Below are 26,174 nucleotides of genomic sequence, written 5' to 3'. Positions count from 1 at the left end.
GAGGCGAGTGTGTCCCGCTCCTTCATCCTGCGAACGGCGCGGAATACCGGCTATCCAGTGCCATTGGATTGCGGATATTTTCCGTATCAGCCTGATCTGCGAGGATTTCTTCCATGCTGGATGAGGTGGATCGCGGCGTTGTCCACGCCCTGCACATCGATGGACGCGCGCCCTTCAACCGCATCGGCGAGGTGCTCGGTGTCTCGACCCAGACCGTCGCCCGCCGCTACCGCCGCCTGCGGGCGGAGTTCGGGCTGCGGGTGGTCGGGCTGCCGGACCCGGGGCGCACCAGCACCACCCAGTGGCTGGTCCGGCTCACCTGCACCCCGGCGGCCGCGCGAAAATTGGCGCACGCCTTGGCGAGACGCGGCGACACCAGCTGGGTGATGCTCACCTCCGGCGGCACCGAAATCTTCCTCATTGTCGACGGCCCCGGTCCCGACGCACCCGCGCTGCTGCTCGACGACCTTCCCCGAACCTCGGCGATCACCGGAATTTCCGCGCACTACGTACTGCACACCTACCTCGGCGGCCCGACCGCCTGGCCCGGTCGACTCACCACGCTGGACGCCGAACAACGTCGGAAACTACTGCCACACAACATTTTCAGCCCTGATTCGCCGTCTGCCCCGGCCGCAGCGATCTCTTCCGCCGACAACGGCCACTCGGTTGCGACGACCGAGACGCACGGATCAACCGGGCGCGCCGAGATGCACGGCTCAGACTCGTCCGGTACCGGCCGGCAACCGAATTCCCGGGCCGGCGTTCACAAGCCGGTCTCCCCCACCGACGCGCCACTGTTCTCCGCATTGCGTGCCGACGGCCGCGCGACCTTGGCGGACCTGGCTGCCGCCACCGGCTGGTCACAGTCCACGGTGGCGCGACGCATCGCCGACCTGCGTGCTGCCGGCGCGCTCTATCTGGATGTCGACATCGACGATCGCGTCTTCGGCGTCACCACCCGCGCCCTGCTGTGGGCAACCGTCGCTCCGGGTCAGCTCGACGCGGTCGCCGAATCCCTCTCCCAGCACGAGGAATTGGCGTTCGTCGCCGCCACGACCGGCCGCACCAACCTGATCGCCGAGGCCCTCTGCCCCGACCCGGCCGCACTGCACCGCTATCTGACTCGCCGTCTGGGATCCTTCGACGCCATCCACGCGCTCGAGACCACCCCGGTCCTCTACACGGTCAAGTCGACCGCGCCTCCCACTACGCTTACCTCTCGGCCGGGTCACTGAAATCTGAAGCGCCCCAGCCACACCGCTGCCTCGGCACGCAACACGAGCCGGAAGGATGCGCGATACACCCCCGCCCGCAAGGTCGCCGAGGCGCGCGCGGACAACCCCGCGGTCCGCGACCGCACCGCGAGTCATCGAGCCCAGGAATGCGAAAGGCGCTGTCACCCACAGGTGACAGCGCCTCGCGCTAACGGGTCAGTTACCCGCCCGTCTTCTCGTAGTTGTTCACGGCGGTCTGCAATTGCTCCAGCGCCTTGCCCAGTTGGCCCAGGTCGCCGGACTTCTGCGCGTCCTGAACCGCCTTCAAGGCGTCGTCGAGTTGCTTGACCGCCGCATCCCTACCGGCGGACCCGGTGACCGGGGGTGTCGCCGGTGTGGCCGGCGGCGTCGCGCCCGGGGCCGGCGGAGTGGCCGCCTGTCCCGGCTGATCGGTTGCGGCGCTGCCGGTTCCGGGCAGCACCTGGTCGAGCGCTTCCTTGACCGTCGATCCGTAACCGACCTTGTCGCGGTAGCTGGCCAGCACCTTCACCAGCTGCGGGAAGGACGGCGCGTTGGGTCCGCCGGTATTGCGTTCCAGGTACCAGGGTTCGACGTACAGGATGCCGCCGTCACCGACCGGCAGGGTCAGCAGATTGCCGTATTTGATCTTGTTGACATTGCCACCGGTCAGCAGGTTCCGGTCTCGGGACACTTGATCGGCCGTCGTCATGGACGTCTGCGTCTGGCCCGGGCCCGGCGTCTGTGAATCCGCGGGCAGCTTCAAAACGGTGATCTTGCCGTAGTTGTCGGGATCCGAATGCGCCTGGATGTAGGCGGACAGGAAGTTGCGCTTGTAACCCACCATCACGCTGGTCAGGTTGAACTGCGACTTACCGGTCTTCGTATCACCGAGCAGAACGTAGTACGGCGGTTGATGCGCCCCGCTGGCCGCGCCCTCCTGGGTCGGATCATTGGGCACCGACCAGAAGGCGTTGTTGGTGAAGAACTCTCGCGGATCGTCCACGTGGTACTTCGCCAGCATCTCGCGCTGCACCTTGAACAGGTCCTCCGGGTAGCGGAAGTGCGCGCGCAGCTCGTCGGAGATGGCGCTCTCCGGCTTCACCGCGTTCGGGAACACACCCATCCACGCCTTCAGCACCGGATCGGTCTTGTCCACCTCATACAGGCTGACGGTGCCGTCGTACGCATCGACGGTGGCCTTCACCGAGTTCCGGATGTAGGAGACCTCCTTGCGGGGTAGTAGACGCCCCGTGGTCTGGTCGATGGAGTCCTCGACGACGCCGTCCAGCGAGGTCTTCTGCGCGTACGGGAAGTTGTCGAGGGTGGTGTAGGCGTCCACGATCCAGACGATGCGGCCCTTCACCACGGCCGGGTACACATCGCCGTCGGCGGTCAGCCACGGCGCCACCTGGGTGACGCGGTCGCGCGGATTGCGATTGAAGATGATCTTCGAATCCGGTCCGATGGCGCCCGAGAACAGGATGTTGCGCTCGGCGTACTTGGCCGCGAAGGCCAGCCGGTTGAACCAGTTGCCGAGCGGCACGCCGCCCGCGCCGTCGTAGGTGAACTGGTCGGTGGGGGTGTCGTATTCGCGCTTGGGCTGGTTGTTGCTGCCGACGATCGCGTAGTCGGCATCCGACTTGGAGATCAGCTCGCCGTAGTAGATGCGCGGCTGATCGACCGGGATGGCCTCCTTGGCCTTGTCGGTGAACAGGTCGCTGACCGTGGACAGGTCGCCGACATTGAACACCGGATAGCCGTAGCCGCCACCGGAATCGCTGCCCGCGGACTGCCCGGCCTGCTGGGATTCCTTGGGCGGGGCCGCGTTCACCTTGTTGGCGGGCGAGGCCACGAAGCCGTTGCCGTGCGTGTACACGGTGTGCTTGTTGATCCAGTCGGTCTGGTTACCGGACAGGTTCTGCGGCTGCAGCTCGCGCGCGGCGACGATGTAATCGCCCATCTCACCATTGATGGTGTAGCGGTCGATGTCCAGCGGGTCCGGGAAGCCGTAGAAGTTCTGCAGCTGCAGGTTGCGCTGAATGAAGGTCTGGGTCAGCAGGTTCGGGTCCAGCAGCCGGATGTTCTTGATGGTCTGCTGGTCGGCGGGCACCGCGACCGGGTCCTTGGTCGCCTCACCCTTGTAGTTGACGTACTCGACCTTGTCGGAGGTGAGCCCGTAGGCCTCGCGGGTGGCCTCGATATTGCGCTCGATGTAGGCCTGTTCCTTGGTGGCCGCGTTCGGGCGCACCGAGAACTGCTCCACCAGCAGCGGCCACACCGCGCCCACCAGCACCGAGGACAGCACCAGCAGCGCCGCCGCCATGGCCGGAATCCGCAGGTCGCGCAGCACGACTCCGGCGAAGAAGGCGATGGCGCAGATGACCGCGATGGACAGCAGGATCAGCTTGGCCGGCAGTACCGCGTTGATATCGGTGTAGGAGCCACCGGTGAAGGTCGGCTCCTTGCGGGTGCTCGACAGCAGCGCGTAGCGGTCCAGCCAGTACGCGACCGCCTTGAGCAGCACGAAGAGTCCGGCCAGGATGGCCAGCTGCACGCGCGCCGAGGTGCTCAGCGTGCCCTCGCGGCCGGACAGCCGCAGCCCGCCGAAGACGTAGTGCGCCACCAGGTTCGCGAAGAAAGCGATCACCACGGAGACGAACAGCCAGTTCAGCACCATCCGATAGAACGGCAGATCGAAGGCGTAGAAGCCGACATCCAGATGGAACTGCGGATCCTTGACCCCGAAGGAGCTGCCGTGCAGGAACAGCTGCACCGTCACCCAGCTCGACTGCGCCACCAGACCCGACAGCACGCCGATGAGTACCGGGATGCCGATACCGAACAGACGCAGCCGGCTCATCACCGTGGTCCGGTAGCGGGCTATCGGATCGGCGGGTCCGTTCGCCGGCACGAAGACCGGACGCGACCGGTACGCCAGCAGTAGCGCCAGCCAGATGATGACGGCCACGACCACCGCGACCACCAGGAACAACAGGATCCGGGTGAACAACACGGTGGTGTAGACGTTGCGGAATCCCACCTCCCCGAACCACAACCAGTTGGTGTAGGCGTCGGTGAGCCGGGGCCCGACCAGTAACAGGGCGGCCAGCACCAGCGCAGTGACGAGCAGAATGCGGCTGCGTCGCGACAGCGAAGGTAAGCCGGTCGGGGGGCGCATGCCCACGATGCCACTCTCCCAGGTCCGGCGACGCCCCGGCCGGGATACCGGCACGCAGCGTCGCAGTCCGATGATGCGAGTTGGTCCCAGGGGACCGTTCGCGCCCCACTCTACGTAAAACGCCCGCCGCGCGGCCCAACACCTGCCGCGTACGCCGGACACGAGCGGGATGCGAGGATTGCCGGGTGAATCCTGAGCAGTGGGCGGCCTCGGCCCTGTACCGGTGTATCCGGGAAGTCGCGGAATATGTCGACGGCGAGGGCTGGGACCGCCCTCCGCAGATGTTCGCCCTGGTACCGACCGCGGATCTGGCCGCCGCCGAACCCGGACTGCTGGATCAGCTGGACGAGCAGGACGCCCTGACTCCCATTGCGCAGGAACCCTTCCCCGAGGACATCGCGGGCGAGGCCGACGCCATGGCGCTCGACGAGTTCCTCGCCACCACCAGCTGGCCGCCGTCGGTCGCGGGCTGTGTGCTCGTACAGCAGATCGTGGTGCTGCCGCCGGCCGCCGAGCAGACCCTCGACGATGCCATCGCTCCCCTGCTCGCCGACCGCGACGCCGCCGACCAGGCCGCCCGCCGCGCGGCCATGACCCACGCCGAGCGCCGCGACGCCCGCCTGTTCGTCGGTGTCCTGCGCGACGGCACCTCGCTGTCGCTGCTGCAGGTCCGCCCCAGCGATGAGGACGAGGATCCCTTCGCCGACCTCGATCTGCGCACCGCCCCCAACCTCGCACCGAATCTCGTCGAAGCCCTGCGTCACACGCTGGAGAACGATCCCGACGACTTCTGAACGAGGTCAGCCGCAGCTGGTGACTTCCTTGCCCGCGTTGATGTCCTCGAGCGATTGGACTGCGCCGGACAGGTTTTCGACCTTGACCAGGCGCAGGCCAGCGGGCGTGCGCTGAGCGGCCTCGTTGCAGTTGGCGGCGGGGACCATGAAGGTCTCGGCGCCGGCTTCGCGGGCGGCGATCATCTTGTACTGGATGCCGCCGATCGGGCCGACCTTGCCGTCGGGGTCGATGGTGCCGGTGCCCGCGACGAACTTGCCGCCGGACAGGTCACCGGTGGTGAGCTTGTCGATGAGGGCCAGGGTGAACATGAGGCCCGCCGACGGGCCGCCGATCTCGCCGAGGTTGAAGTCGACCTTGATCGGGCCCTTGTTGATCTCGTCGGGAGTGATGCCGAGGTAGCCCTTACCGGAATCGTCGGGGCGCGCGCCCAGGGTGATCTCGGCGGTCTGCTCGACGCCGTCGCGGCGGACCACCACGGGGACGGTGGTGCCGGGCTTGGCCGAGGAGACCGCGGTCACAACGTCTTTGGTGGTGGCGATCGGCTTACCGTCGATGCTGACGATCTCGTCGCCCTTCTTCAGCATGTCCTTGGCCGGGCCGTCGTCGGCGACATTCGCCAGCTGCACCGCGGTCGGCAGCTTCAGATAGTTGAGGGCCGCCAATTCCGCGGAGTCCTCGGAATCCTTGAACTGCTGCTGATTGGATTTGTCGACATCATCACGCGACTGTCCCGGCGGATAGACCTCCGCGCGCGGCACCAAACCGTGCTGGCCGTCGATCCACAAGCCGATCGCCTCGAAAATATTCAGCCGATCGCGAACGGAGACGGTCGTCATATTGAGATTGCCGGACACCGGTTTGACCGCCGCGCCCTGCACGTCGACCACCTGTTTTCCGTCGACTTCGCCCAGCGTATTGAAGGTCGGCCCTGGTCCGAGCGCCACGAACGGAACGGTGACGACACTGCCCAGTATGCCCAGCGCCAGAATCGGGATCAGAGCGGCGAGCAGGGTGAATATCCGACGGTTCACGCGGCCAAGGGTACTGGTCATCGAGGCCATTGCCGCGCTCCGCTCGGCGGTTCGCGTGATCCGCGGCTCCAGTACCGTAGTGGGTATGAGTGATTTTCCGTTCGGATTCTCGAATCGCGACGACGATCCGGAGCGCAAGCCCGGGGACGAGTCCAGCGATTCTGGTGCGAACAACCCGTTCGGATTCGCCATGGGCGGTCCGGGCGGCGGCGGATTCGATCCCTCGCAACTCGGTCAGATGCTGACGCAGCTGGGTGCCATGTTCTCGAGCATGGGACAGCCGGGCGCACAGACCGGTCCGGTCAATTACGACATCGCCAAGCGGCTGGCCCGCCAGCAGCTCGGGTCCAGTGTCCCGCCCGTCTCGGCCGGCGCGCAGCGCGCGGTCGCCGACGCGGCGCACCTGGCGGAGCTGTGGCTCGACGCCGCCACCACCTTCCCCGCGGGCGCGACCAAGACCGTCGCGTGGACCGCCAACGACTGGATCGAGGAGACGCTGCCCACCTGGAAGCGGCTGTGTGATCCGGTGGCCGAACAGGTTTCGGGCATGTGGACCGCCACACTCCCGGCCGAGGCCAAGGAATTCGCGGCGCCGATGTTCGGAATGCTCGGCCAGATGGGCGGACTCGCATTCGGTTCGCAGCTGGGCCAGGCCCTGGGCCAGCTCGCCAAGGAGGTGCTGACCTCCACCGACATCGGCCTGCCGCTGGGTCCCGACGGCACCGCGGCACTGCTGCCCGCGGCCATCTCGGAATTCAGCGCCGGGCTCGAGCAGCCGGAGAGCGAGATCCTGGTCTACCTGTCCGCCCGCGAGGCCGCGCACCAGCGGCTGTTCGCGCACGTGCCGTGGCTGCGCCAGCAGGTGCTGGGCGCGGTCGAGGACTACGCCCGCGGCATCAAGATGGACTTCTCGGCCATCGAGCAGGCCGCCCAGAACCTGGATCCCATGGCGCTGGCGCAGGATCCGTCGAAGCTGGAAGAGCTGCTGTCGCAGGGCACGTTCGAACCGCAGACCACCCCCGAACAGAAGGCCGCGCTGGAGCGACTGGAGACGCTGCTGGCCTTGATCGAGGGCTGGGTGGAGACCGTGGTCACCGACGCCGTGGGCGATCGGCTGCCCGGTGCGGGCGCGCTGGCCGAGACGCTGCGCCGTCGTCGCGCCACCGGCGGGCCGGCCGAGCAGACCTTCGCCACTCTCGTCGGCCTGGAGCTGCGGCCGCGCAAGGTGCGCGAGGCCGCGGCCCTGTGGCGGCGGCTGACCACCGACGCGGGGCTGGAGAAGCGCGACGGCGTGTGGGCGCACCCGGACCTGCTGCCCGACTCCTCCGACCTGGACGCCCCGGCGGGCTTCATCGATTCGGTGCTGGGCGGCGGCGCGGCGGTGTTCGACGATCCGCTGGCGCAGCTGGCCGAGACGGAGGCGCGGGAGCGCGCCGAAAAGGAAGGCAAGGGCGAGGATGCTACCGGCGACAAGCCCGAGGGCGACGCCACCGCCTGACCTGTGGATGGGTGCAAGGCCCTGACCCGAGTTGTGGATAACCCGTGAAAGCGCTGATGAACTAGCGTTTTCGCGGGTTTCGGCGTTTCCGGGAGCATGCACGCTGATGGCATGACGACTGTGCTGCCGACCCGTGGACCGATGCTCCATCCCCGAATCACCGTGCTGGTGCGCCCGAATGGCGCGGTCCAGCTCGGCTGGGATCCCGAGCACGCGGTCATCCTGCAACCGCCGGGGCCGATCGAGGCGGTGCCCGCGCTGCTGCGGCTACTGGACGGGTCCCGCACCGAGGCCGAGATTCTCTGGCAGGCCCGGGAATTGGGATTCGGGACCGATATCGCGCAGTCGCTGCTCGGGCAGATGGCGGCCGCGGAGCTACTGGCCGCGGATGAGCCGCGGGCACGATTGCGGAAGGTGCGGGTCCACGGCCGCGGGCCGCTGGCGGACGCACTGCTGGACGGCCTGCGCCGAATCGGCCTGCGGGCCAAGCACTCCCACGCGCGCTGCGGAGAGCCGGGCATCGAGAGTCTGGAGGCGGATCGGCCGGATCTGCTCGTGCTGTCCGACACCCTGGTCCCGGATCCGGCCCTGGTGGCCGCGCTCATGCGCCGCCGCATTCCCCATCTGCAGGTCCGTATCCGCGATGGGCGCGGGATCGTCGGCCCGCTGGTGCTGCCGGGCGAAACCGGTTGCCTGCGTTGCGCGGACATGTATCGCGCCGAGTCCGAACCGGCGTGGCCGCAACTGGCGGCGCAGTTGCTGGGGCGGGTCGGGTACGCATCCCCGGCGGGGGTGGCCATGACCGCGGCGCTGGCGCTGAAGGAGATCGAGACCGTGTCCTTCGGCCGGGCGGAGCGGCCACCGGCCACGCTGCATGCCACGCTCGAATTGGATCCGGAGATTCCGCACCTGGATCGGCGTCCGTGGCCCGTCCATCCGAACTGCGGTTGCCATGAAAGCGCCGTGGTGTGATGGAAACCACTATCGCCGCCAACCCGGAAGAACACCCCAATCCCATGGCGGACCGTCTGGGACATCGGCATGATGGGAACGTGTCAGAGATTGTGAGCAAGCGCTCTTCCCGCAATGCCAAGCTGGCCAAGATTCCACTCGGCATCGCAGGGCGGGCGGCCGTGGGTTTCGGCCGCAAACTTGCCGGGGGAGACAAGCAGGAGATCAACGCCGAGCTGAATCAGAAGGCCGCCGAACAGCTCTTCGCCGTGCTCGGTGAGCTCAAGGGCGGCGCCATGAAGTTCGGTCAGGCGCTGTCGGTGATGGAGGCCGCCGTCCCGGAGGAGTTCGGCGAGCACTATCGCGAGGCGCTCACCAAGCTGCAGGCCGCCGCGCCGCCCATGCCGGCCGCGGCCGTGCACCGGCAGCTGGACCAGCAGCTGGGAACCGGCTGGCGGCAACGCTTCCGGGAATTCGACGACGCGCCCACCGCCTCGGCCAGCATCGGCCAGGTGCACAAGGCGATCTGGTCCGACGGCCGGGTGGTCGCGGTGAAGGTGCAGTACCCGGGCGCCGACGAGGCGCTGCGGGCCGATCTCAAGACGCTCAACCGGATGGCGGGCATGATGAGCGCGCTCATTCCGGGCGCCGACATCAAGCCGATCCTCGCCGAGATCAGTGAGCGCACCGAGGAGGAGCTGGACTACCGGATCGAGGCCGGGCATCAGCGCCAGTTCGCCCGGGCCTACGAGGGGCACCCGCGCTTCCTCGTGCCGAAGGTGGTGGCCAGCGCACCGAAGGTGATCGTCACCGAGTGGCTGGACAATGCCACCCCGGTCTCGAAGATCATTCAGCGCGGTATGGCGGACCCGGCCGGCACGGTCGACCTGCGCAATCGGACGGCCTCGCTGATGGGCGAATTCCATTTCAGCTCACCGTCGATCGCGGGCCTGCTGCACGCCGATCCGCATCCGGGCAACTTCATGGTGCTCGAGGACGGCCGCCTCGCGGTCATCGACTACGGTGCCTGCGCTCCCCTGCCCAATGGCTTCCCCAAGATCCTGGGCCAGATGGTGGCGCTCGAGGTCCAGCAGCGTTACGACGAACTGACGGCGCTGCTGCACGACAACGGCTGGGTCATCCCGGGCAAGACCGTGAGCATCCAGGAGATCCAGGACTACCTGCGACCCTTCACCGACCCCATCAAAACCGAAACCTTCCACTTCACCCGCCGGTGGATGCAGCGCGTGGCGGGCAAGGCCACCGACATCTCCAACGCCGACATGATGAAAACCGCTCGCTCCCTGCAACTCCCGGCGGAACACGTGATGATCTTCCGAGTCCTCGGCGGCTCGGTAGGGATCTGCGCCCAGCTCGACGCCGAAATCCCCTTCATGAAGCTCATGAACGACTGGGTCCCCGGCTACGTCGAGACCCTCGGCGCCGCGAGCTGAATTCCCCTGCGACGCAAAACGACCCGCCTACCGTCTGGTAAGCGGGTCGTATGCGTTCTACTCCCCCGGAAGCCGGGGCGGTCATGCCACCGCGACCTTGCGCGGGCGGCCACGCGGGCGCTTGCGGGCGATCACGACACCCTGGTCGAAGATCTCACCGCCCCAGACACCCCAGGGCTCACCGCGATCCAGTGCGGCCGACAGGCAGCCCTGGCGGATCGGGCAGGACGCGCACAGCGCCTTCGCCTCTTCCAGCTGGGCGGGGGCCTCGGCGAACCAGAGGTCCGGGTTGCCGACTCGGCAGGGCAGGGTGATGGTGACTCCCCGGCGGGTGCGGGTCGTCGTGTTGGCCACGGTGTTGCGGCATGTCACTCGTTCACGGATGACCGTGGTGGACACGTCGGGCTCCTTCAGCTCGTGCATCGGTCGTTCGGTGTTTCGCGAAACCGGTGCCGGTGGCTGCAGGGCCGATAAAACTTTGGCCACGGTTTCGCGGGGTTCGCGATCCGTGGCCAGGAGGTCTGGGAGTGATTCCCTACCTGAGTCGACTTCGGTGTCGACTCCTGATCACGGTCGCTGGGTCGGTAGTGCGGGGACGGGCTGCCAGCAGATGCACCGGACGCTCGGTTCCGGTTGCGACTGCGAGGGTTTCGACGGCCGCGTACACGGCAGCCGGGTGCCAGTCACCCTTGGGCTTGTCCTGCTTGATCACGATCTGCTGATCCGCTTGGGCTTTGCTTGCAAAGACCTGAAGACCAAGATCGCCATTCACGCCGGACATACGAATCCCCTTGGGCGCGAGGATCCCCCGGGAGACGGACGCGATGGACATGACGCATGCCGTCGCCGGACGGCCGGCGATGCTGCCGGTCGAAACGAAGCTCGAAATGTTGTTCATCGGTCTGCCTCCCTCCTTCACTCGTGTGCGATCAGTGTTTGGAACACGCGGGTTCTTCCCCGGTGCGTGAGAACCACACTAGGTATCCATACGGATGCGCACAACCTATTTTTGACCTGCGGTTTTAGGGGCTTGCACACATTCTTCGCACGGGCTAGGAAGAGTCCCGCAGCCGCGATCGGACGATCGCGAGGACATCCGCGCCGTATGTCTGCAGTTTTTTGGCCCCGATGCCGGGGATCGCCACCAGGGCTCGGTCGTCGGCCGGGCGCTGTTCGGCGATGGCGGTCAGGGTCGTATCGCTGAACACCACAAAATGTGGCAGTGACAGTTCCTCGGCCTTCTCGCGCCGCCATTCCTTCAGTGCCTCGAGCAGTTCCGGGTCGATGTCGGCGGGGCAGCGGGAGCAGCGGCCGAGCATGGTGGCCTGCGTATTCAGCAGCGGCCGACCGCAAATGCGGCAGGTCGGGTGGACGCGCTTGGGACCGTTGCGGCGTTCGGTGGTGTGGGCGGCGATGCGCGAGGCCGGGGAGTCGTCGGGGACCAGGCCGATGAGGAAACGGGAGCGGCGGCGCACCTTGCGGCCGCCCGCGGAACGGGCCAGGGCCCAGGACAATTGGAGGTGTTCCCGGGCGCGGGTGACGCCGACGTAGAGCAGGCGGCGCTCCTCCTCGAGGGCGGCCTCGTCGGAAACCGTTGCGTCCGGACCGAGTACGTGCTGGATGGGCAGGGTGCCGTCGGCCAGGCCGACCAGGAAGACGGCGTCCCACTCCAGACCCTTGGCAGCGTGCAGCGAGGCCAGGGTGATGCCCTGCACGGTCGGTGGGTGCCGGGCCTCGGCGCGGGCGGCCAGCTCACGCAGCAGGCCGGTCAGTTCCAGGTCCGGATCCTGTTCGGCGAGTTCCTCGGTGAGCTGGACCAGCGCCATCAGCGAGGACCAGCGTTCGCGGGCCTGGGCGCCGACCGGCTCCTCCCTGGTGAGCCCGACCTGGGCCAGCGCCGCGCGCACCAGGGTGACCAGCTTCTCGCCGCGGGCATCGGGCAGGTCGTCGCGATTGGCGGCCGTGCGCAACGCCGACACCGCCTGCCGCACCTCGGGCCGGTGGAAGAAGCCCTCGCCGCCGCGCACCTGATACGGGATGCCCGCCTCGGTGAGCGCCTGCTCGTAGACCTCCGATTGCGCGTTGATGCGGTAGAGGATCGCGATTTCCGCTGCGGGAACACCGTTTCCGAGCAGTTTGGCGACCGCCTTGGCGACGGCGGCGGCCTCGGCGGGCTCGTCGTCGAATTCGGCGAAGGTCGGTTCCGGACCGTCGGCACGCTGGCCGATGAGCTGCAGCCGGGTGCCTGCGATGCGGCCGCGGGCCGCACCGATCACCCGGTTGGCCAGCGACACCACCTGCGGGGTGGAGCGATAGTCGCGTTCCAGGCGGACGACGGTGGCGTCGGGGAAGCGGCGGGAGAAGTCGAGCAGATAGGCCGGGCTGGCCCCGGTGAAGGAGTAGATGGTCTGGTTGGCGTCGCCGACCACGGTCAGGTCGTCGCGATCGCCGAGCCAGGCGTGGAGCACCCGCTGCTGCAGCGGGGTGACGTCCTGGTACTCGTCCACCACGAAACACCGGTAGCGGCCGCGGAACTCCTCGGCCACCGACGAATACTCCTCGAGCGCGGCCGCGGTGTGCAGCAGCAGATCGTCGAAATCGAGCAGCAGCCCGTCGGGGGTGTTCTTCAGGGCCTCGTAGTAGGTGTAGACCGCCGAGACCTTCTTCGCCTCGTAGGGCACATCGCGGTGGCGGCGGGCCGCCTCACCCGCATAGTCCTCGGGCGCGACGAGCGAGCCCTTGGCCCATTCGATCTCACTGATCAGGTCACGCAGGCTGTCGGTGTCGGTGGGCAGCCCGGCCCGGCCGGCGGCCTGGGCCACGATGGGAAACTTGCCGTCGATCAGCCGCCACGGCACATCGCCGACCACCTGCGGCCAGAAGTATTTGAGCTGCCGCAGCGCGGCGGCGTGGAAGGTCCGCGCCTGCACCTGCCCGGCCTCACCGCTCAAACCCAGTGCCCGCAGCCGATTCCGCAGCTCCCCCGCCGCGCGGGCGGTGAAGGTCACCGACAGCACCTGGTCGGCGCGCACATGCCCGGCCGAGACCAGGTGCGCGATGCGATGGGTGATGGTGCGCGTCTTGCCGGTGCCCGCGCCCGCCAGCACACAGACCGGTCCCCGGGGTGCGCGCACGGCCGCGGCCTGCTCGGCATCGAGGTCGTCGAGCCGGAGCTGGGCCTGGGTGGTCGCGGCAGTCACGCGCTCCATCATGACAGTGCCCTCCGACAGGTGTGGTGGCCCTCGGCGTGGTGGCACGGAAACTGGACGGTTGCGAAAAAGTCCGGTTAGCGTGCGGACGTGGTCGACGAGACGCGGGAGACGCATGAGACGCACGAACGTCATGCGAGTTGGATGGAATTGTTCTTCGACCTGGTGGCGGTCGCCGGGATCGGCCAGCTGACGCACCTGCTGCACCGCGGTCCGACACTCGGCGACTTCGGGCTGTACGTGGTGCTCTACCTGGCGTTCTGGATGGTCTGGGCGTGCATCACGCTGTACGGCAATATCGCTCGGGACCAGGCGCGGGTGGTACTGATGCTGGCGGCCATGCTGGGCCTGGGGCTGATGGCCGCAGCCGTCCCCGGCATTCCCGACCGGCACGCCACCACCTTCGCGGCGGTCTACGTACTGGTGCGGCTCGGGTCCGAACATCTGTGGGGTCGCGGCAAGATCGTGGTCGACTGGCCGACGGTGCAGCTCACCATCGGCGTGTACCCGTGGATCATCTCGCTGTGGGTGGGCGAACCGGCGAAGTACTGGCTGTGGGCCGCGGGCCTGGCGCTGGATCTGTGGATCATGTTCGCGGTGAGCGGCGAGCAGATGCTGGCCGAGGCCCGCAAGCGGCTGCGCGCCCGATTGAAGCGGGCCGAGCGCAGCCCGCGCTTCGATCCCGATCGAGTGACGGAAATGGAAGCGGTGCACGCGGATCCGGCGCACCTGGGTGAGCGGCTCGGGCTGTTCGTGATCATCGTGCTTGGCGAGGGTGTCATCGGCATCATCACCGCGCTGGGTGGACAACTGTGGACCGCCGCAGTGCTGGGCCTGGCCTTCGCCGCGTTCGTGATCCTGGCCGGGCTGTGGGCGCTGACCCTCCTGTTCGGTTTCGTGCCGCGCCTGATGACCGAGTCGGTCGCCGCGGCCGACGAACCGTGGCAGCGCATCATGCTCACGCACTGCGGCATCACCGGCGGCCTGGCCACCCTCGCCGCCGGCCTGGGTCTGGCGATGAATCACCCCCACGGACATCTGAGCACCGGTGTCGGCTGGGCGTTGTGCGGCGGTGCCGCATGCTATTTCGCGGTCGTCGGCCTGAGCGGCGTGCGCAGTGGCGCGGGTTGGCGCTGGACCCTGGCCTGGCCGCTGCCCTGCACGCTGCTCGCCGTGCTCCTCGGCCTGTTCGCCTCACATCTGACGGCCCTGCCGCTGGTCTGCGCGGTGGCGGTGCTGGTGCTCTGGCCGCTGCTGTGGGAGACCTGGACTAGCCGCGGTCACGGAGTTGGCGTAATGCCGCGGTGAAGCGGGGGGTGCGGTCGCCGAGGGGGGCGAAGAAGTCGCGGTCACAGATTTCGACGGCGCCGATGGCCCGATTGACCAGGGCCGCACCGGATTCGGTGGGAACGAGGGATTTGGCGCGGCGGTCGGTGGGGTGATCGCGCCGTTCCAGCAGGCCCTTCTGTTCCAGGGTGCGCAGCACCTGGGAGGTCATCATGGGGTCGGTGGCGGCGTGGTCGGCGAGGTCGCGCTGGGTGACGGGATCGCCGCCCGACCGGCTGGTGAGCCAGGTCAGGGAGGCGAGCAGGACGAATTGGACGTGGGTCAGGTCGAAGGGGGCCAGTGCCGCGCGTTGCGCGGCCTGCCAGCGGTTGGTCACCTGCCAGAGCAAGAGACCGGGGCTTTCGTCGGCGTGCTCGAATTCGGTGCGCAGTCCGTCATTCGCCATCACTGCCCGACCATAGCGCGGGAGATGAGGTCGAAATCGTGGGCGGTGAGCTCGACCAGGCCGCGGCGCAGCACGATCCCCCAGTTGGGGACGCTGGTCAGGTCGAGCTCGGTGCGCAGGTCGTCGATGGGGACCTGGCGGGCCGCGCGGTCGTAGTCGACCGCGCGCCGCCAGGGGCGGAAGCAGCCGCCCTGTTCCTCGACCTGCCAGGCCGGGCCATCGGCGACGGTGCCGATGGCGGTGAAGGATTTGATCGGTTCGCCCTCGCGCATGCCGGTGCGGGGTGAGTAGTAGACCAGTCCGTCCCCGGCCTGCATGCGTTCCACGGCCGCGCGCTTGCCGTGATTGGCCTGCGCGAAGCCGAGTTCCACACCCCGGCGGACATGATCGCGGGAGACGACCCCGAGCCAGTACCTGGTGCTCATACCAGCACCGCCTCGGCGGCCGCGACCAGCGCCTCGACATCGCCCTGCACGGACTTGGCGAGATCGGCGCCCATGATCTTGTTCCACAGGCCGCGCAGCGGGCCTTCCATGGTGATGCGGACCTTCACGGTGGTGCGCTCACCGTCGGTGGTGACCTCGTGGGCGAAGATCAGCCGCGCGCCGATCAGCTTGGACGAGTCGATGAATTCGGTGTCGGTGAGCTTGGTGACGACGAACTTGGTCTTGGGGCCGCCCTTGGGCTTGATGACGCCGGTCGCGCCCTGCTCGAACTTGCCGTCGAGCTTGGCCCATTCGGTGTCCTGGTTCCACTCGTGCCAGGTGGCCATGTCGGCCCACTTGGCGAAGAAGGCGGCGGGGGTGGCGGTCGAGGTGGCGGAGGCTTCAGCGATGAACGTCATGCAATTAGTATGCGCACTTAGTACTTCTGCGTCAACCCCTGATCTTCGATCGGTTCGGAACAGGGTCGATCGGCTCACAACCGACCCTCCGCGGGGAACACGATCAGCGGCGAGTATGTTGCACCGACCGTGACTGCTACCGATCTGACCATGTACTCGACGACCTGGTGCGGCTACTGCCGTCGCCTCAAGAAGCAGCTCGACGAGGCCGGCATCACCTACGAGGTGATCGACATCGAGGACCACCCCGATGCCGCCGAATTCGTGGGCAGTGTGAACAACGGCAATCACGTTGTGCCGACCGTGAAATACCGCGACGGCTCGACGGCTACCAACCCCACCCTGGTACAGGTGAAAGAGGCCCTGGCCGCCATCGGCTAGCCCCGGGGATGAAGAAAGAAGCCGCACACCAGTAGGTGTGCGGCTTCTTGTTGTGCCCGATCAGCTTTCGGCGGCCCAGGATTCGACAATGGTCCGGGCGATCGAAATCGACCCCGGCAGCAGCAGTTTCGCCTCGCCGCCGGTGGCCCCGGTGGGCGATCCCCACGCGCCCGCGGCCAGCGCGGCCCGCACCTCGTCGCGGGTGAACCAGTAGGCCTCGGCGATCTCGCCGTCGTGGAAGGCCAGCGGCTGGTCCGGGTCGGCGACGGCGGCGAAGCCGAGCATGAGCGAGCGCGGGAAGGGCCAGGGCTGGCTGCCCAGGTAGCGGATCTCGCGGACGTCGACGCCGACCTCCTCCTTGATCTCGCGTTCGACGCAGCGTTCCAGCGACTCCCCCGCCTCCACGAAACCGGCCAGCAGCGAGAACAACCCCTGCGGCCAGGTGTGCTGGCGGGCCAGCAGCACGCGGTCGCCGCCGTCGTGGATGAGGCAGATGACGGCCGGGTCGGTACGCGGGAAATCCTCGTGCCCGGTTTCGCTGATGCGCGACCAGCCGCCGTTGGCAGCTGTGGTGGGGGTGCCGTCGACGGCGCTGAAGGCCGCCTTGTCGTGCCAGTTCAGCAGGGCGATGGCGGTGGAGAGCAGGCCGGTGCCGAAATCGTCGAGGTCCAGGGTGGAGCCGTAGGCGCGCAGGTCGGCCAGCGTGCCCTCGATGGTGTTGTCGCGCACGGCCCACAGGTGGGTGCCGTCGTCGACGCCGAGGAAGACGGCCCCGGGCGCACGTTCGGGGGCGAGGGTGAGTGCGGGCTCGAGCACCACGGTCCCGTTGTCGACGCGGACCTGGCCGCGCTTGTTCATTCGCAGGAGTTTGGCCTGGGCCCAGCCCTCTTTCAGGGCCTGTTCGTCGGAGCGGAGGTCTTCGGCCCGGTCGAGTGAGGTACGGGACAGCACCGGAACGGCATTCAGCTGGAAACCTGACACACCCCGAGACTAGACGGGCGCGATCGTCAGGCGTGGACGCGGCGCAGATAGAGGAGCTTGTCCCCGGTCTCGAGGGCGTCGGTCTCGGGATCGCCGACGCGGATGAGGCGGCCGTCGCGGACCACGCCCAGCACGATGTCGCGCAGGTGACGCGGGGAGCCGCCGACCTCCTCGTTCTCCACGTCGCGTTCGGCGATGGCGAAGCCGGCCTCGGGGGTGAGCAGGTCCTCGATCATGTCGACCACGGCCGGGGTGGTGGTGGCGATGCCGAGCAGGCGGCCGGCGGTCTCGGAGGACACCACTACCGAGTCGGCGCCGGACTGACGCAGCAGGTGGGTGTTCTCGGCCTCACGCACGGCCGCGGAAATCTTTGCCCTGGGATTGATTTCGCGGGCGGTGAGGGTGACCAGGACGGCGGTGTCGTCGCGGTTGGCGGCCACCACGACGGCCGCGGCGTGCTGAACTCCGGCCAGCCGCAACACATCCGACTTGGTGGCCGAGCCGTGCACCGTCACCAGTCCGGCGTTGGCGGCGAATTCGAGCACCTGCGGGTCGGTGTCGACAACCACGATGTCGCCGGCCTGCGCGCCGTCGGCCAGCATGGCGTCCACTGCGGTGCGGCCCTTGGTGCCGTAGCCGACTACCACGGTGTGATTACGCACGGTGCGCCTCCATCGCTGAATCTTGAACGCCTGCCGGGACCGTTCGGTGAGCACCGACAGAGTGGTGCCGACCAGGACGATGAGGAACAGGATCCGCAGCGGCGTGACAATGAGAATATTGATCAGCCGCGCGGTGGGGGTGACCGGTGTGATGTCGCCGTAGCCGGTGGTCGACAGCGACACCGTGGCGTAGTAGGCGCAGTCCAGCAGGCCCATCCGGTCGCGGGCGTTGTCGTGGTAGCCGTCGCGTCCGATGTACACCACCAGGGTGGCCCCCACCAGCAGCAGCACCGCCACGCCCAGCCGTCGCACCAACGAGTACCAGGGGCTGGACTGGGCGGAGGGGACCCGCAGGACGCCGACCAGAGCGTGGTCGGGCCGCTCGGTGAGACCGGCCAGTCCGCGCGAGGAGTCACCGAACACGCGAATCACCGGTCATTTCGGGCACTTCTGGCTGCGGCACAGGTCCGGAGCGTACCGGGCGAAACGCCGTGCGGCGGTTCCGGCGGGCGCGCGTCGCGAAGTCGCGCGGCGGTCCGGGGCTCAGTGCAGCGGGTCCGGCGGCACCGATTCCGGATCGGGTGGCGGCTCGAAATCGGGTGGGAAATCGAAGCCCGGCACCGGATCCCAGTGCGAGCCGGGGCGAGCATCGGCGCGCTCGGTGGGCATCGGCGCCGAGGGCGGTGGCGCATCGGAGCCGGGTGGCGCTTCCGGGTCGGGCGGCGGCTCGAAGCCGGGCGCGGGTTCATCGTCGTGTCCGGCGGGTGCGGATCGCCCCGAAGCGGCCGGGAGACGCAGCATTTCGACATCGGTGGGCTCGGCAGGACCCGGGTCGTCGTCGTCCGGCTCGGGCGGGAGCGGGGGTTCGGGCGGGGTCGGCGGAATCCGGCGGGGGGCCGCGTCGGTGATGATGGCGGCGAGTTCGGCTGGGCCGGGCAGGTGTTCGGGGGCGATGGTGCGGCCGGTGCGGACGTAGTGGAAGGCGGCGACCGTCTCGGCCAGCAGGTCGGATTCGGCGCGGCCACTGCGGGCGGCCTCCAGACGGGCCCAGGCCAGCCGGTAGACGGCGAGCTGGACGGCGACCGAATCCTCTTCGGCGCGTTGCGGTTCCGCGCCGGTCTTCCAGTCGACGATGACCCAGGTGCCGTCGGGGCGGCGGAACACGGCATCCATGCGGCCGCGAATCACGGTGCCCGCGATGGTGGTTTCGAAGGAGATCTCCACCTCGACGGGATTGCGGTCGGCCCACGGGGAGGCGAGGAAGGCCTCCTGCAGGCGCATGAGGTCGGCGTCGGTGTCGGTGATGTCGGCCGCGCCGGGCAGTTCCTCGAAACCGAGCAGGCGCGCGCCGCCGAACCAGCGCTGCAGCCAGGCGTGGAAGGCGGTGCCGCGGCGGGTGTAGGGGCTGGGCGGGTACGGGAGCGGACGGCGCAGGCGGGCGGCGAGTTTCGCGGGATCGGCGCTCAGGTCGACCAGGGCGGTGGCGGCGAGCTGGCCGGGCAGTTCGACCTCGCGCACGGCCTGTTCGGCGGCGCGGTGCTCGGCGATGAGGGCGCTGACATCCTCGGCCCAGCCCTCGGGATCCTCGTCCTCGGGCTCGGGATCGGCTGCGGCGCCGCCGAATTCGGGTCCGAAGTCGAGTTCCGTCTGCTGTGGGCGGGATTCGGCGCGCAGGGTGTCGAGTGCGGCCTTGACCAGGGTCACGCCCTCCTCCACGAATTCGCGGCGGGAGCCGAGCGGGTCACGCGGCCAGGTGGCGGTCTGCGGGTTGTCGGTGAAGGGGTTGGGGGTGTCGGGCAGGGGCGGATCGTCCCAGCGGTCGATGTGCACACCGCGCGCCGGCGCCGAGCCCGGGGCCTCGGTCTCGTGTTCGAGTTCGAGCAGAAAGGCGGAGGGGCCCTTGGGTTTCGAGCCGGTCTCCGACCAGTGGTGGGCGGAGACGAACAGGGCGCGCTCGGTGCGGGTGAGGGCCACGTAGAACAGCCGGCGTTCCTCGTCGAGGCGGCGGGCCGCGAGTGCCTTCTTGTGGTCGTCGAGGGCGCGTTCCAGGTCGGCGCGGTCGTAGAGGTCGGCCAGGTCGAGGACGGGGACGCCGTCGGTGGCGTCCTCCTGCTCGCGGTCACCGCGCAGCGCGGTCGGGAGTTCGGCGAGCGCGCCCATCCAGGTGGCGGTGCCGGTGCCGGACGGGAAGGTGCCGTCCACCACGTGCGGGACCGCGACCACCTCCCATTCCAGGCCCTTGGCCGCGTGCACGGTGAGCACCTGGACGCGGTCGTGGGCGACCTCGACTTCGCCCGGCTCCAAACCGTTTTCGACCTCTTCGGCGGCGGCGAGGAAGTCGAGCAGGCCGGACAGGGAGGAGCGGTGGTCGGCGGAGTATCCGGCCACCACCTCGGCGAAGGCGTCGAGGTGCTCGCGCCCGGCGGCGGCGTGGGTGCGGCGGGCCTGGGTCTCCACGCCGATGCCGATGGTACGCTCCACATCGGCGACCAGTTCGGCCAGCGGCTGCCCGGCCCGCTCGCGCAGTACGGAGAGCTCGCGTCCGAGGGCCGTGATGCGGGCGAAGCCCTGGGCCGAATACTGGTCCGGCTCACCGGGATCGGCGATGGCGTCGCCGAGTCCGGCCTTCTCGGCGGGTTCGGGCGCGACCTCGCGCAGCGCCTCGTCCAGGGTGGCGGTGTCGGTGATGGCGTCGGTCTGCCCGATGGGGCGGCGGATGGACAGCTCCCGCGCACGGTGGGACAGGGCCGCGATGTCCGCGACCCCGATCCGCCAGCGGGCACCGGTCAGGATGCGCACCGCCGCGCTACCGGCCGACGGGTCGGCGACCAGGCGCAGGGTGGCGACGATATCGGCGACCTCCGGCGTGTGCAGCAGCCCGCCCAGGCCGACGATCTCCACGGGTAATCCGCGGTCCCGCAGAGCTTCCGCGAGCGGGGCGGCATCGGCATTGCGCCGCACCAGCACCGCGGAGGTGGGCGGCGGGTCGCCCGCGTCGCTCGCGGCCTCCCATTCGGCGGCGATCCGTTCGGCGACCCACTCCCGTTCCACCGCAACGGTTTCCGCGAGCGCCAAGGCGACCAGTCCGGCCGTGGCGTCCGGGCGGGGCCGCAGCGCGTCCACCGTCACTCCCCCGCCGCGCGCCGCCCGCTCGCGCAGGGGATCCGACACCAGGTTGGCCAGATCCAGCGCCTCCGGCGGATTCCGCCAGCTGGTGAGCAGCGGCAGGACCGGCGCGGGAATCCCTGGGGCACTGGGGAAGTCGGTGGCGAAGCGCGGCAGATTGGCCGCCGACGCGCCACGCCAGCCGTAGATCGACTGCATGGGGTCGCCGACCGCGGTCACGGCCAGCGGTTGCCGGGTCCGCGCGGCGGCCGGGTCGGGTGGAGCCGTCGCACCGAAGAGGGAGGAGAGCAGGATGCGCTGGGAGTGGCCGGTGTCCTGGTATTCGTCCAGGAGGACCAGTCGGAAGCGATCGCGTTCGGCCGCACCGACTTCCGCGTGGGTGGCGGCCAGGCGGGCGGACAAGGACATTTGTGCGCCGAAGTCCAGGGCGCCGCGGCGGCGCAGTTCCTCGGCGAGGCGATCCACCAGGGGCAGCAGGGCGACGCGCTCGTGCTGGGCTTCGAGGAGGTCGAGGAGAGCCTTCTTGGGGCCGCCCTTCTGCCGGGGTCCGGCGGGGAGGGTGTGGACGAGGCGCTCCAATTCCAGGTGGGCCGTGGCCAATTGGTGCGGTTCCACCAGGTGTTCGGCGAGCTGGCCGGAGAGGGCGAGCACGGCCTCGGTGACGCCGACGGGGCTGCGGTCGGTGTCGAGGTCGCCGTCCCAGGTGGAGACGACGCGGTAGGCGAGCTGCCACAGCTGGGTCTGGGTGAGCAGGGTGGCGGTGGGTTCGACCGGCAGCAGCAGGCCGTATTCGGTGAGCAGGCGGCCCGCGTAGGAGTGGTAGGTGCTGATCTCCGGTTCGGACGAGGTGAGCTGGGCGCGCAGGTGGCCGGTGGGGTCGATGTCGCGCACCACCGGTGCGCCGGCCAGCCGGGCCAGGCGGGTGCGGATGCGCTGGGTGAGCTGCTGGGCGGCCTTGCGGGTGAAGGTCAGTCCCAGCACCTGTTCGGGTTCGACCAGGCCGTTGGCCACCATCCAGACCACGCGGGCGGCCATGGTCTCGGTCTTGCCCGCGCCCGCGCCCGCCACCACCAGGGTGGGTCCCGGCGGGGCAGCGATGACGGCGGCTTGTTCGTCGGTGGGCGGCGGCAGGCCCAGCGCGTCGGCGAGCTGACGCGGGGTGACGCGCACTAGTCCGTCACCTGCCGGCCGGTGTCCTGCACGGGGCAGCTGCCGGCCACCTTGCAGTGACGGCAGCCGTCATTGCGCATGGCGAGGTAGCTGGGGCCCTTGGAGGCATCGGCGGCGTCGTGGATGACGGTGCGCCAGGTCTCGATTCCGTCCGCGTCCAGCGGCGGCTGGGTGCGCTGGGTCGCGCCCTCCTTGCTGCTGGGCTTGGCCACGTAGACCAGGCGCGCGCCGCCGGGCTCGCCCTCGCCGAGCGCGCCCTCGGCGGCGGCGACCTGATAGGTGGCCAGCTGTGCGTGCTCCTCGGCGGCCTGCTTGGAGATGGGGGTCTTGCCGGTCTTCACGTCGACGATGACGAAGCGGCCCAGGGCATCTCGCTCCACCCGGTCGACCCGGCCGCTGATCCGCACCGGCTGTTCGCCGGGGCCGCGGGCGGGCAGCACGCAGTCCACCGGCACCTCGACGCCGATGGCGGTGAGCTCGTCGCGGGTATTGCGCAACCAGGCCAGGAACGTGTCGACCATGGTCTCGGTGCGCCGCAGTTCCGCCCGGGAGTACCAGTTCTCGCCGTCGCGGGCGGTGGGGTCGACCTTCTTCCACGCCTTGGCCAGGGCCTGTTTGACCTGGTCCTCGCTGACCTGCCCGGCCAGCGCCTGTACCAGGGTGTGCACCAGATTGCCCTTGAGCGCGTGCGGGTTCTCGCCGTCCCCGCCGCCGTGCCGTTCCAGCGCCCAGCGCAGCGGGCAGGTCTTCAGCTGATCCACGGTGGACGGCGACAGCGAGATCGCGCCTTCTTCGCTGTTCCACAGCGGATTCGCCGAGGAGAGCTCCGCGGTGCCGTACCAGTCGTCCGGGTGTGCGCCACGCACCCCGGCCTCCGCCAGCCGCGCCAGCTGCCGGGCCGCGCGCAGCCGGCGCTCCGGCGCGGTCTCGGGATCGCAGGCGGCGGCGCGCAATTCGGCGATGAGGGCATGCATGGCCAGGGCGCGGCCCGGGTCCACCGGCGGCGGGATCCGGCCCGGCTGCCCGTCGGCGGCCTCGCCGTCCATGTCGGCCAGGAATCGCGACGGCACCAGATCCTGGTCCCCCGTGACGGATTCGACCGCGGTCACCAGCAGCGACCGGCGCGCCCGGCTGCACGCCACCAGCAGCAGTCGCCGCTCCTCGGCCAGCAGCGGTGCGGCCCGGCTCACCTTCTCCCCCGAACCGCCCACGCCCGCAAGCAGATCCACCAGATCCTCGACGCCGAGCAGGGTGCCGCGCGGCCGCAGATTGGGCCAGATGCCCTCCTGCACGGCCGCCACCGCCACGGTGTCCCACTCCCGCCCCGCTGCCGCGTGCGCGCTGCAGATGGTCACCGCCTCGCCCGGATCGGTGACCGGCGCGTTGTCCTGCGGAATCTCCTGCTGCTCCAGGTATTCCACGAATCCTTCGATGGTGGCGCGCGGCAGCCGGTCCACATACGCCGCGGCCGCCTCGAACAACCCGACCACCGCGTCGAGGTCCCGATCGGCCTGCATTCCGACCGCTCCCCCGCGCTCGGACTGCCCCACCCACCGCCGCTCCAGTGTGGAGCCCGTCCACACCCCCCACATCACGTCTTCCAGCCCGCCCCCGTCCCGCCGCGCCTTCCGCGCCCGCCCCAGCGCCTTCAGCACCCGCCGCAGCGGCGCGGCCTCCACCGGCGTGAGCTTCTCCAGCACCACCCGATTCCCGGCCCCCACCAGCAGATCCCGCAGAATCTCCGCCGACGACCGATCCAGGTCGGCGAATCGCTCCGCGTCCCGGTCGAATTCGGCGTCCGGTCGCGGCCGGACCGGGCTGTCGCCACGCGGCTGTGCGGCAGCGGACGACGAGCCCGCACCCGCACCGGGCGCCTCGGAGGGCCGCCCGCTTTCTGTCGGATCCGATTCCGTCGCATCGGATTCGGCCGCACCGATCGAATCGCGCTCGGCATCCTCCTCGGTCGCGCGCTCCGGATATCCGAGCTCCATGACCGTGCGCCGGATACCGCGCCGCAGCCGCCGCAGGCTGATCTGGTCGGCCCCGCCCAGCGGTCCGGCCAGCAGGTCGAGCGCGTCGTCGGCGCTGAATGCGATCGGCCGCGGATGCCGCACCGAGGTCGGATCGCCCGCGGTTACGGCCCGCAGCGCCAGCAACATCCACACCGCGCCCCGCCGCCGCGCGAGCGGAACGTCCGCGGGCGGCTGCCGCACCGGCACACCGGCGGCCAGCAGCGCCCGCCGCAGCGGCGCCAGCGAAAGCGGCACCGACCGCACGATCACCGCCATATGCGACCAGGGCACCCCGTGGGTGAGATGCGCGCGCCGCAGCTGATCGGCGATCAGTGCCGCCTCCTTCGCCGGTGTGGTCAGCACCTGCACCCGCACCTCGCCACCGGACTGCGTACCGCCCCGGGCACTCTCGGATCGACCACGTTCATCGATACCCCCGGCCGAGCGCCGCACCGAATCGCTCGCTCCGACCTGACTACGCCCGGTGCCGCCCCTATCGCCTGCGCCGGTCGCGTGCGGCGGGGCCGCGGCGGCGGGCCGGATGCCGTTCGAACGGCGCGTGCCGCCGTTGACGGTCGTGGACATCGCGTCGTTCGGTCCCGATGTGCCGGCTGGGCCGTCGATGTGCGGCGGGGTTGCGGCACCGCGAGATTCGTCGCCGTCCACGAGGCCGGCGGCGATCTCGTGGAGGAAATCGAAGGTGGCGGCAGTGCGGCGCGGATCGGGCGGTGGAGTGCGGTGGGGCGCGGCGCCGGGGAGGCGGGCGGCTATGCGGTCGGCTATTTCCTGGACAGCCGGGGTGGAGCGGTGGTTGTGGCGCAGGATGATTCGGCGGTCGGCGGGGGCGTCGGGGTCGGCGGCGAAGCGGGGGTCGGCGCCGCGGAAGGTGTAGACGGCCTGGTCGGGGTCGGCGGCGATGACCGTGGTGGCGGCGCCGCTGCCCAGGGCGCGGATGAGCTGGGCGGCATGGGGATCGAGGTGCTGGGCGTCGTCGGCGAGGATGCAGTGCAGCCGATTGCGTTCGGCGGCAAGGAGTTCGGGGTCAGTGCAGAAGGCGTCGAGGGCGGCGGTGACGAGTTCGGCGGCGTCGAGGGCGGGGGCGCTGGCCTCGGGCACGTCCATGCCGACCGACCAGCGCAGCATCATGATCTGCTCGTAGCGTTCGGCGAAGCGCCCGGCGGCGACCCATTCCGGATGGCCGTGGGCGCGCCCGAGTTCGATGAGATCCTCGGGCCCCAGACCGCGTTCGGTGGCCCGCAGCATGAGGTCCCGCAATTGTTCGGCGAATCCTGCGGCGGGCAGCGCGGGGTGCAGCCTTTCGGGCCATGCGGCGGCGCCGTCGGCGAGGTCGCCGCGCAGCAGTTCGCGCACCACGATGTCCTGCTCGGATCCGGTGAGCAGGCGCGGCGGCGGATTGCCGTGCGCCGCCGCGAAGGAGCGCAGCAGTCCGAAGGCGTAGGAGTGGATGGTCCGCACCAGCGGCCCGCGGGTGGCGCCGGGCACTCCGCCCAGTTCCGGATCGGCCGCGGCGACGCGGGCGGTGATGGCGCCGCGCACGGCGGTGGCGGCGCGCTTGGTGTAGGTGAGCACCAGCACCGATTCGGGTGCGGCCCCGGCCAGGATGCGCGCGGCGGCCACATCGACCAGCAGCGCGGTCTTGCCGGTCCCGGGTCCGCCGAGCACCTGCCAGGGCTGCCAGCCGGGGTCGGCGCCGAGGTCGTCGAACAGCGGCCGGAGGGCGGCGTCCCACTCCCGCGAGGGGGTCTCCGCCTCGGCCCGGCGCACCAATTGCACCGAGCTATCCGATCGCATCACGTCGGCTATTTCAACAGACCGCCCCGACAGGTTTCGTTTGCCATGAGTTGGCCGTGCCGCCGATCACAGTCCGGAAGCTGTTCATATCGGGCGCAGG

19 protein-coding genes are annotated in these 26,174 nt (G+C 69.6%); 7 read left to right on the top strand and 12 right to left on the bottom strand.

Annotation, left to right across the window (positions count from 1 at the left end):
* Positions 1 to 113: 113 nt before the first annotated feature.
* On the top strand, positions 114 to 1,238 hold the full coding sequence (locus tag ACFXIV_RS38185) for an Lrp/AsnC family transcriptional regulator (RefSeq protein ID WP_379401799.1): 1,125 nt from the start codon (positions 114 to 116) through the stop codon (positions 1,236 to 1,238).
* A gap of 199 nt (positions 1,239 to 1,437) precedes the next feature.
* Here ACFXIV_RS38185 and ACFXIV_RS38180 read toward each other — a convergent pair whose 3' ends face one another.
* Entirely contained in the window at positions 1,438 to 4,422 is a 2,985-nt protein-coding gene (locus tag ACFXIV_RS38180; protein WP_379401800.1) for a UPF0182 family protein, read from the bottom strand.
* 179 nt (positions 4,423 to 4,601) lie between these two features.
* Between ACFXIV_RS38180 and ACFXIV_RS38175 the strand changes: the two genes are divergently transcribed.
* Positions 4,602 to 5,210, top strand: coding sequence for a PPA1309 family protein (locus ACFXIV_RS38175; RefSeq protein ID WP_379401801.1), 609 nt, complete (start codon positions 4,602 to 4,604; stop codon positions 5,208 to 5,210).
* Between the two features lie 6 nt (positions 5,211 to 5,216).
* Here ACFXIV_RS38175 and ACFXIV_RS38170 read toward each other — a convergent pair whose 3' ends face one another.
* Positions 5,217 to 6,242, bottom strand: a complete 1,026-nt coding sequence (locus tag ACFXIV_RS38170; RefSeq protein ID WP_379401802.1) for a PDZ domain-containing protein — start codon at positions 6,240 to 6,242, stop codon at positions 5,217 to 5,219.
* A gap of 85 nt (positions 6,243 to 6,327) precedes the next feature.
* Between ACFXIV_RS38170 and ACFXIV_RS38165 the strand changes: the two genes are divergently transcribed.
* From ACFXIV_RS38165 to ACFXIV_RS38155, 3 genes are all read left to right on the top strand, one after another.
* Complete coding sequence (locus ACFXIV_RS38165) at positions 6,328 to 7,740, top strand: zinc-dependent metalloprotease (RefSeq protein WP_379401803.1); 1,413 nt, start codon at positions 6,328 to 6,330, stop codon at positions 7,738 to 7,740.
* Between the two features lie 111 nt (positions 7,741 to 7,851).
* The gene (locus ACFXIV_RS38160) at positions 7,852 to 8,712 is read left to right on the top strand and encodes a TOMM precursor leader peptide-binding protein (RefSeq protein ID WP_379401804.1); all 861 of its coding nucleotides are present in this window, start codon (positions 7,852 to 7,854) and stop codon (positions 8,710 to 8,712) included.
* 44 nt (positions 8,713 to 8,756) lie between these two features.
* Positions 8,757 to 10,145 (top strand): ABC1 kinase family protein, encoded by a 1,389-nt coding sequence (locus tag ACFXIV_RS38155; protein ID WP_379401847.1) that lies wholly within the window; start codon positions 8,757 to 8,759, stop codon positions 10,143 to 10,145.
* Between the two features lie 81 nt (positions 10,146 to 10,226).
* Here the strand turns inward: ACFXIV_RS38155 and ACFXIV_RS38150 are convergent, their stop codons facing one another.
* From ACFXIV_RS38150 to ACFXIV_RS38140, 3 genes are all read right to left on the bottom strand, one after another.
* A complete protein-coding gene (locus ACFXIV_RS38150; RefSeq protein WP_379379392.1) occupies positions 10,227 to 10,568 on the bottom strand; it encodes a WhiB family transcriptional regulator in 342 nt (113 codons plus the stop codon).
* Positions 10,569 to 10,680: 112 nt separating this feature from the next.
* Positions 10,681 to 11,043 (bottom strand): hypothetical protein, encoded by a 363-nt coding sequence (locus ACFXIV_RS38145; RefSeq protein ID WP_379401805.1) that lies wholly within the window; start codon positions 11,041 to 11,043, stop codon positions 10,681 to 10,683.
* A gap of 154 nt (positions 11,044 to 11,197) precedes the next feature.
* Positions 11,198 to 13,354, bottom strand: a complete 2,157-nt coding sequence (locus ACFXIV_RS38140; RefSeq protein WP_379401848.1) for an ATP-dependent DNA helicase UvrD2 — start codon at positions 13,352 to 13,354, stop codon at positions 11,198 to 11,200.
* A gap of 90 nt (positions 13,355 to 13,444) precedes the next feature.
* Between ACFXIV_RS38140 and ACFXIV_RS38135 the strand changes: the two genes are divergently transcribed.
* The gene (locus tag ACFXIV_RS38135) at positions 13,445 to 14,662 is read left to right on the top strand and encodes a low temperature requirement protein A (protein ID WP_379401806.1); all 1,218 of its coding nucleotides are present in this window, start codon (positions 13,445 to 13,447) and stop codon (positions 14,660 to 14,662) included.
* On the opposite strand, the gene ACFXIV_RS38130 is transcribed toward ACFXIV_RS38135, so the two are convergent.
* From ACFXIV_RS38130 to ACFXIV_RS38120, 3 genes are read right to left on the bottom strand one after another with little or no spacing between them, the layout of a single operon-like run.
* The gene (locus ACFXIV_RS38130) at positions 14,625 to 15,086 is read right to left on the bottom strand and encodes a MarR family winged helix-turn-helix transcriptional regulator (RefSeq protein ID WP_379401849.1); all 462 of its coding nucleotides are present in this window, start codon (positions 15,084 to 15,086) and stop codon (positions 14,625 to 14,627) included. The two genes, ACFXIV_RS38135 and ACFXIV_RS38130, sit on opposite strands and share 38 nt — an antisense overlap.
* Entirely contained in the window at positions 15,086 to 15,511 is a 426-nt protein-coding gene (locus ACFXIV_RS38125; protein WP_379401807.1) for an EVE domain-containing protein, read from the bottom strand. The genes ACFXIV_RS38130 and ACFXIV_RS38125 overlap by 1 nt, the downstream gene beginning before the upstream one ends.
* Complete coding sequence (locus tag ACFXIV_RS38120) at positions 15,508 to 15,930, bottom strand: SRPBCC family protein (RefSeq protein ID WP_379401808.1); 423 nt, start codon at positions 15,928 to 15,930, stop codon at positions 15,508 to 15,510. Before ACFXIV_RS38120 ends, ACFXIV_RS38125 begins: the two co-directional genes overlap by 4 nt.
* A 129-nt stretch (positions 15,931 to 16,059) precedes the next feature.
* On the opposite strand from ACFXIV_RS38120, the gene ACFXIV_RS38115 reads away from it, so the two are divergent.
* Positions 16,060 to 16,311, top strand: a complete 252-nt coding sequence (locus ACFXIV_RS38115; RefSeq protein WP_354840418.1) for a mycoredoxin — start codon at positions 16,060 to 16,062, stop codon at positions 16,309 to 16,311.
* Positions 16,312 to 16,371: 60 nt separating this feature from the next.
* On the opposite strand, the gene nudC is transcribed toward ACFXIV_RS38115, so the two are convergent.
* The 4 genes from nudC to ACFXIV_RS38095 form a co-directional block, all read right to left on the bottom strand.
* Positions 16,372 to 17,292 (bottom strand): NAD(+) diphosphatase, encoded by a 921-nt coding sequence (nudC, locus tag ACFXIV_RS38110; protein WP_379401809.1) that lies wholly within the window; start codon positions 17,290 to 17,292, stop codon positions 16,372 to 16,374.
* A 26-nt stretch (positions 17,293 to 17,318) separates the two neighbouring features.
* Positions 17,319 to 18,377, bottom strand: coding sequence for a potassium channel family protein (locus ACFXIV_RS38105; protein WP_379401810.1), 1,059 nt, complete (start codon positions 18,375 to 18,377; stop codon positions 17,319 to 17,321).
* 120 nt (positions 18,378 to 18,497) lie between these two features.
* Positions 18,498 to 22,250: an ATP-dependent helicase gene (locus ACFXIV_RS38100; RefSeq protein ID WP_379401811.1), complete on the bottom strand. Its 3,753-nt coding sequence runs from the start codon at positions 22,248 to 22,250 to the stop codon at positions 18,498 to 18,500.
* The gene (locus ACFXIV_RS38095) at positions 22,250 to 26,074 is read right to left on the bottom strand and encodes an ATP-dependent helicase (RefSeq protein ID WP_379401850.1); all 3,825 of its coding nucleotides are present in this window, start codon (positions 26,072 to 26,074) and stop codon (positions 22,250 to 22,252) included. Before ACFXIV_RS38095 ends, ACFXIV_RS38100 begins: the two co-directional genes overlap by 1 nt.
* Positions 26,075 to 26,174: the final 100 nt, after the last annotated feature.

It is taken from the genome of Nocardia sp. NPDC059236, assembly GCF_042754085.1.
GTDB lineage: Bacteria > Actinomycetota > Actinomycetes > Mycobacteriales > Mycobacteriaceae > Nocardia.
The sequence above is the reverse complement of the archived record's forward strand: the minus strand, read 5'-3'. Positions and strand labels throughout refer to the sequence as shown.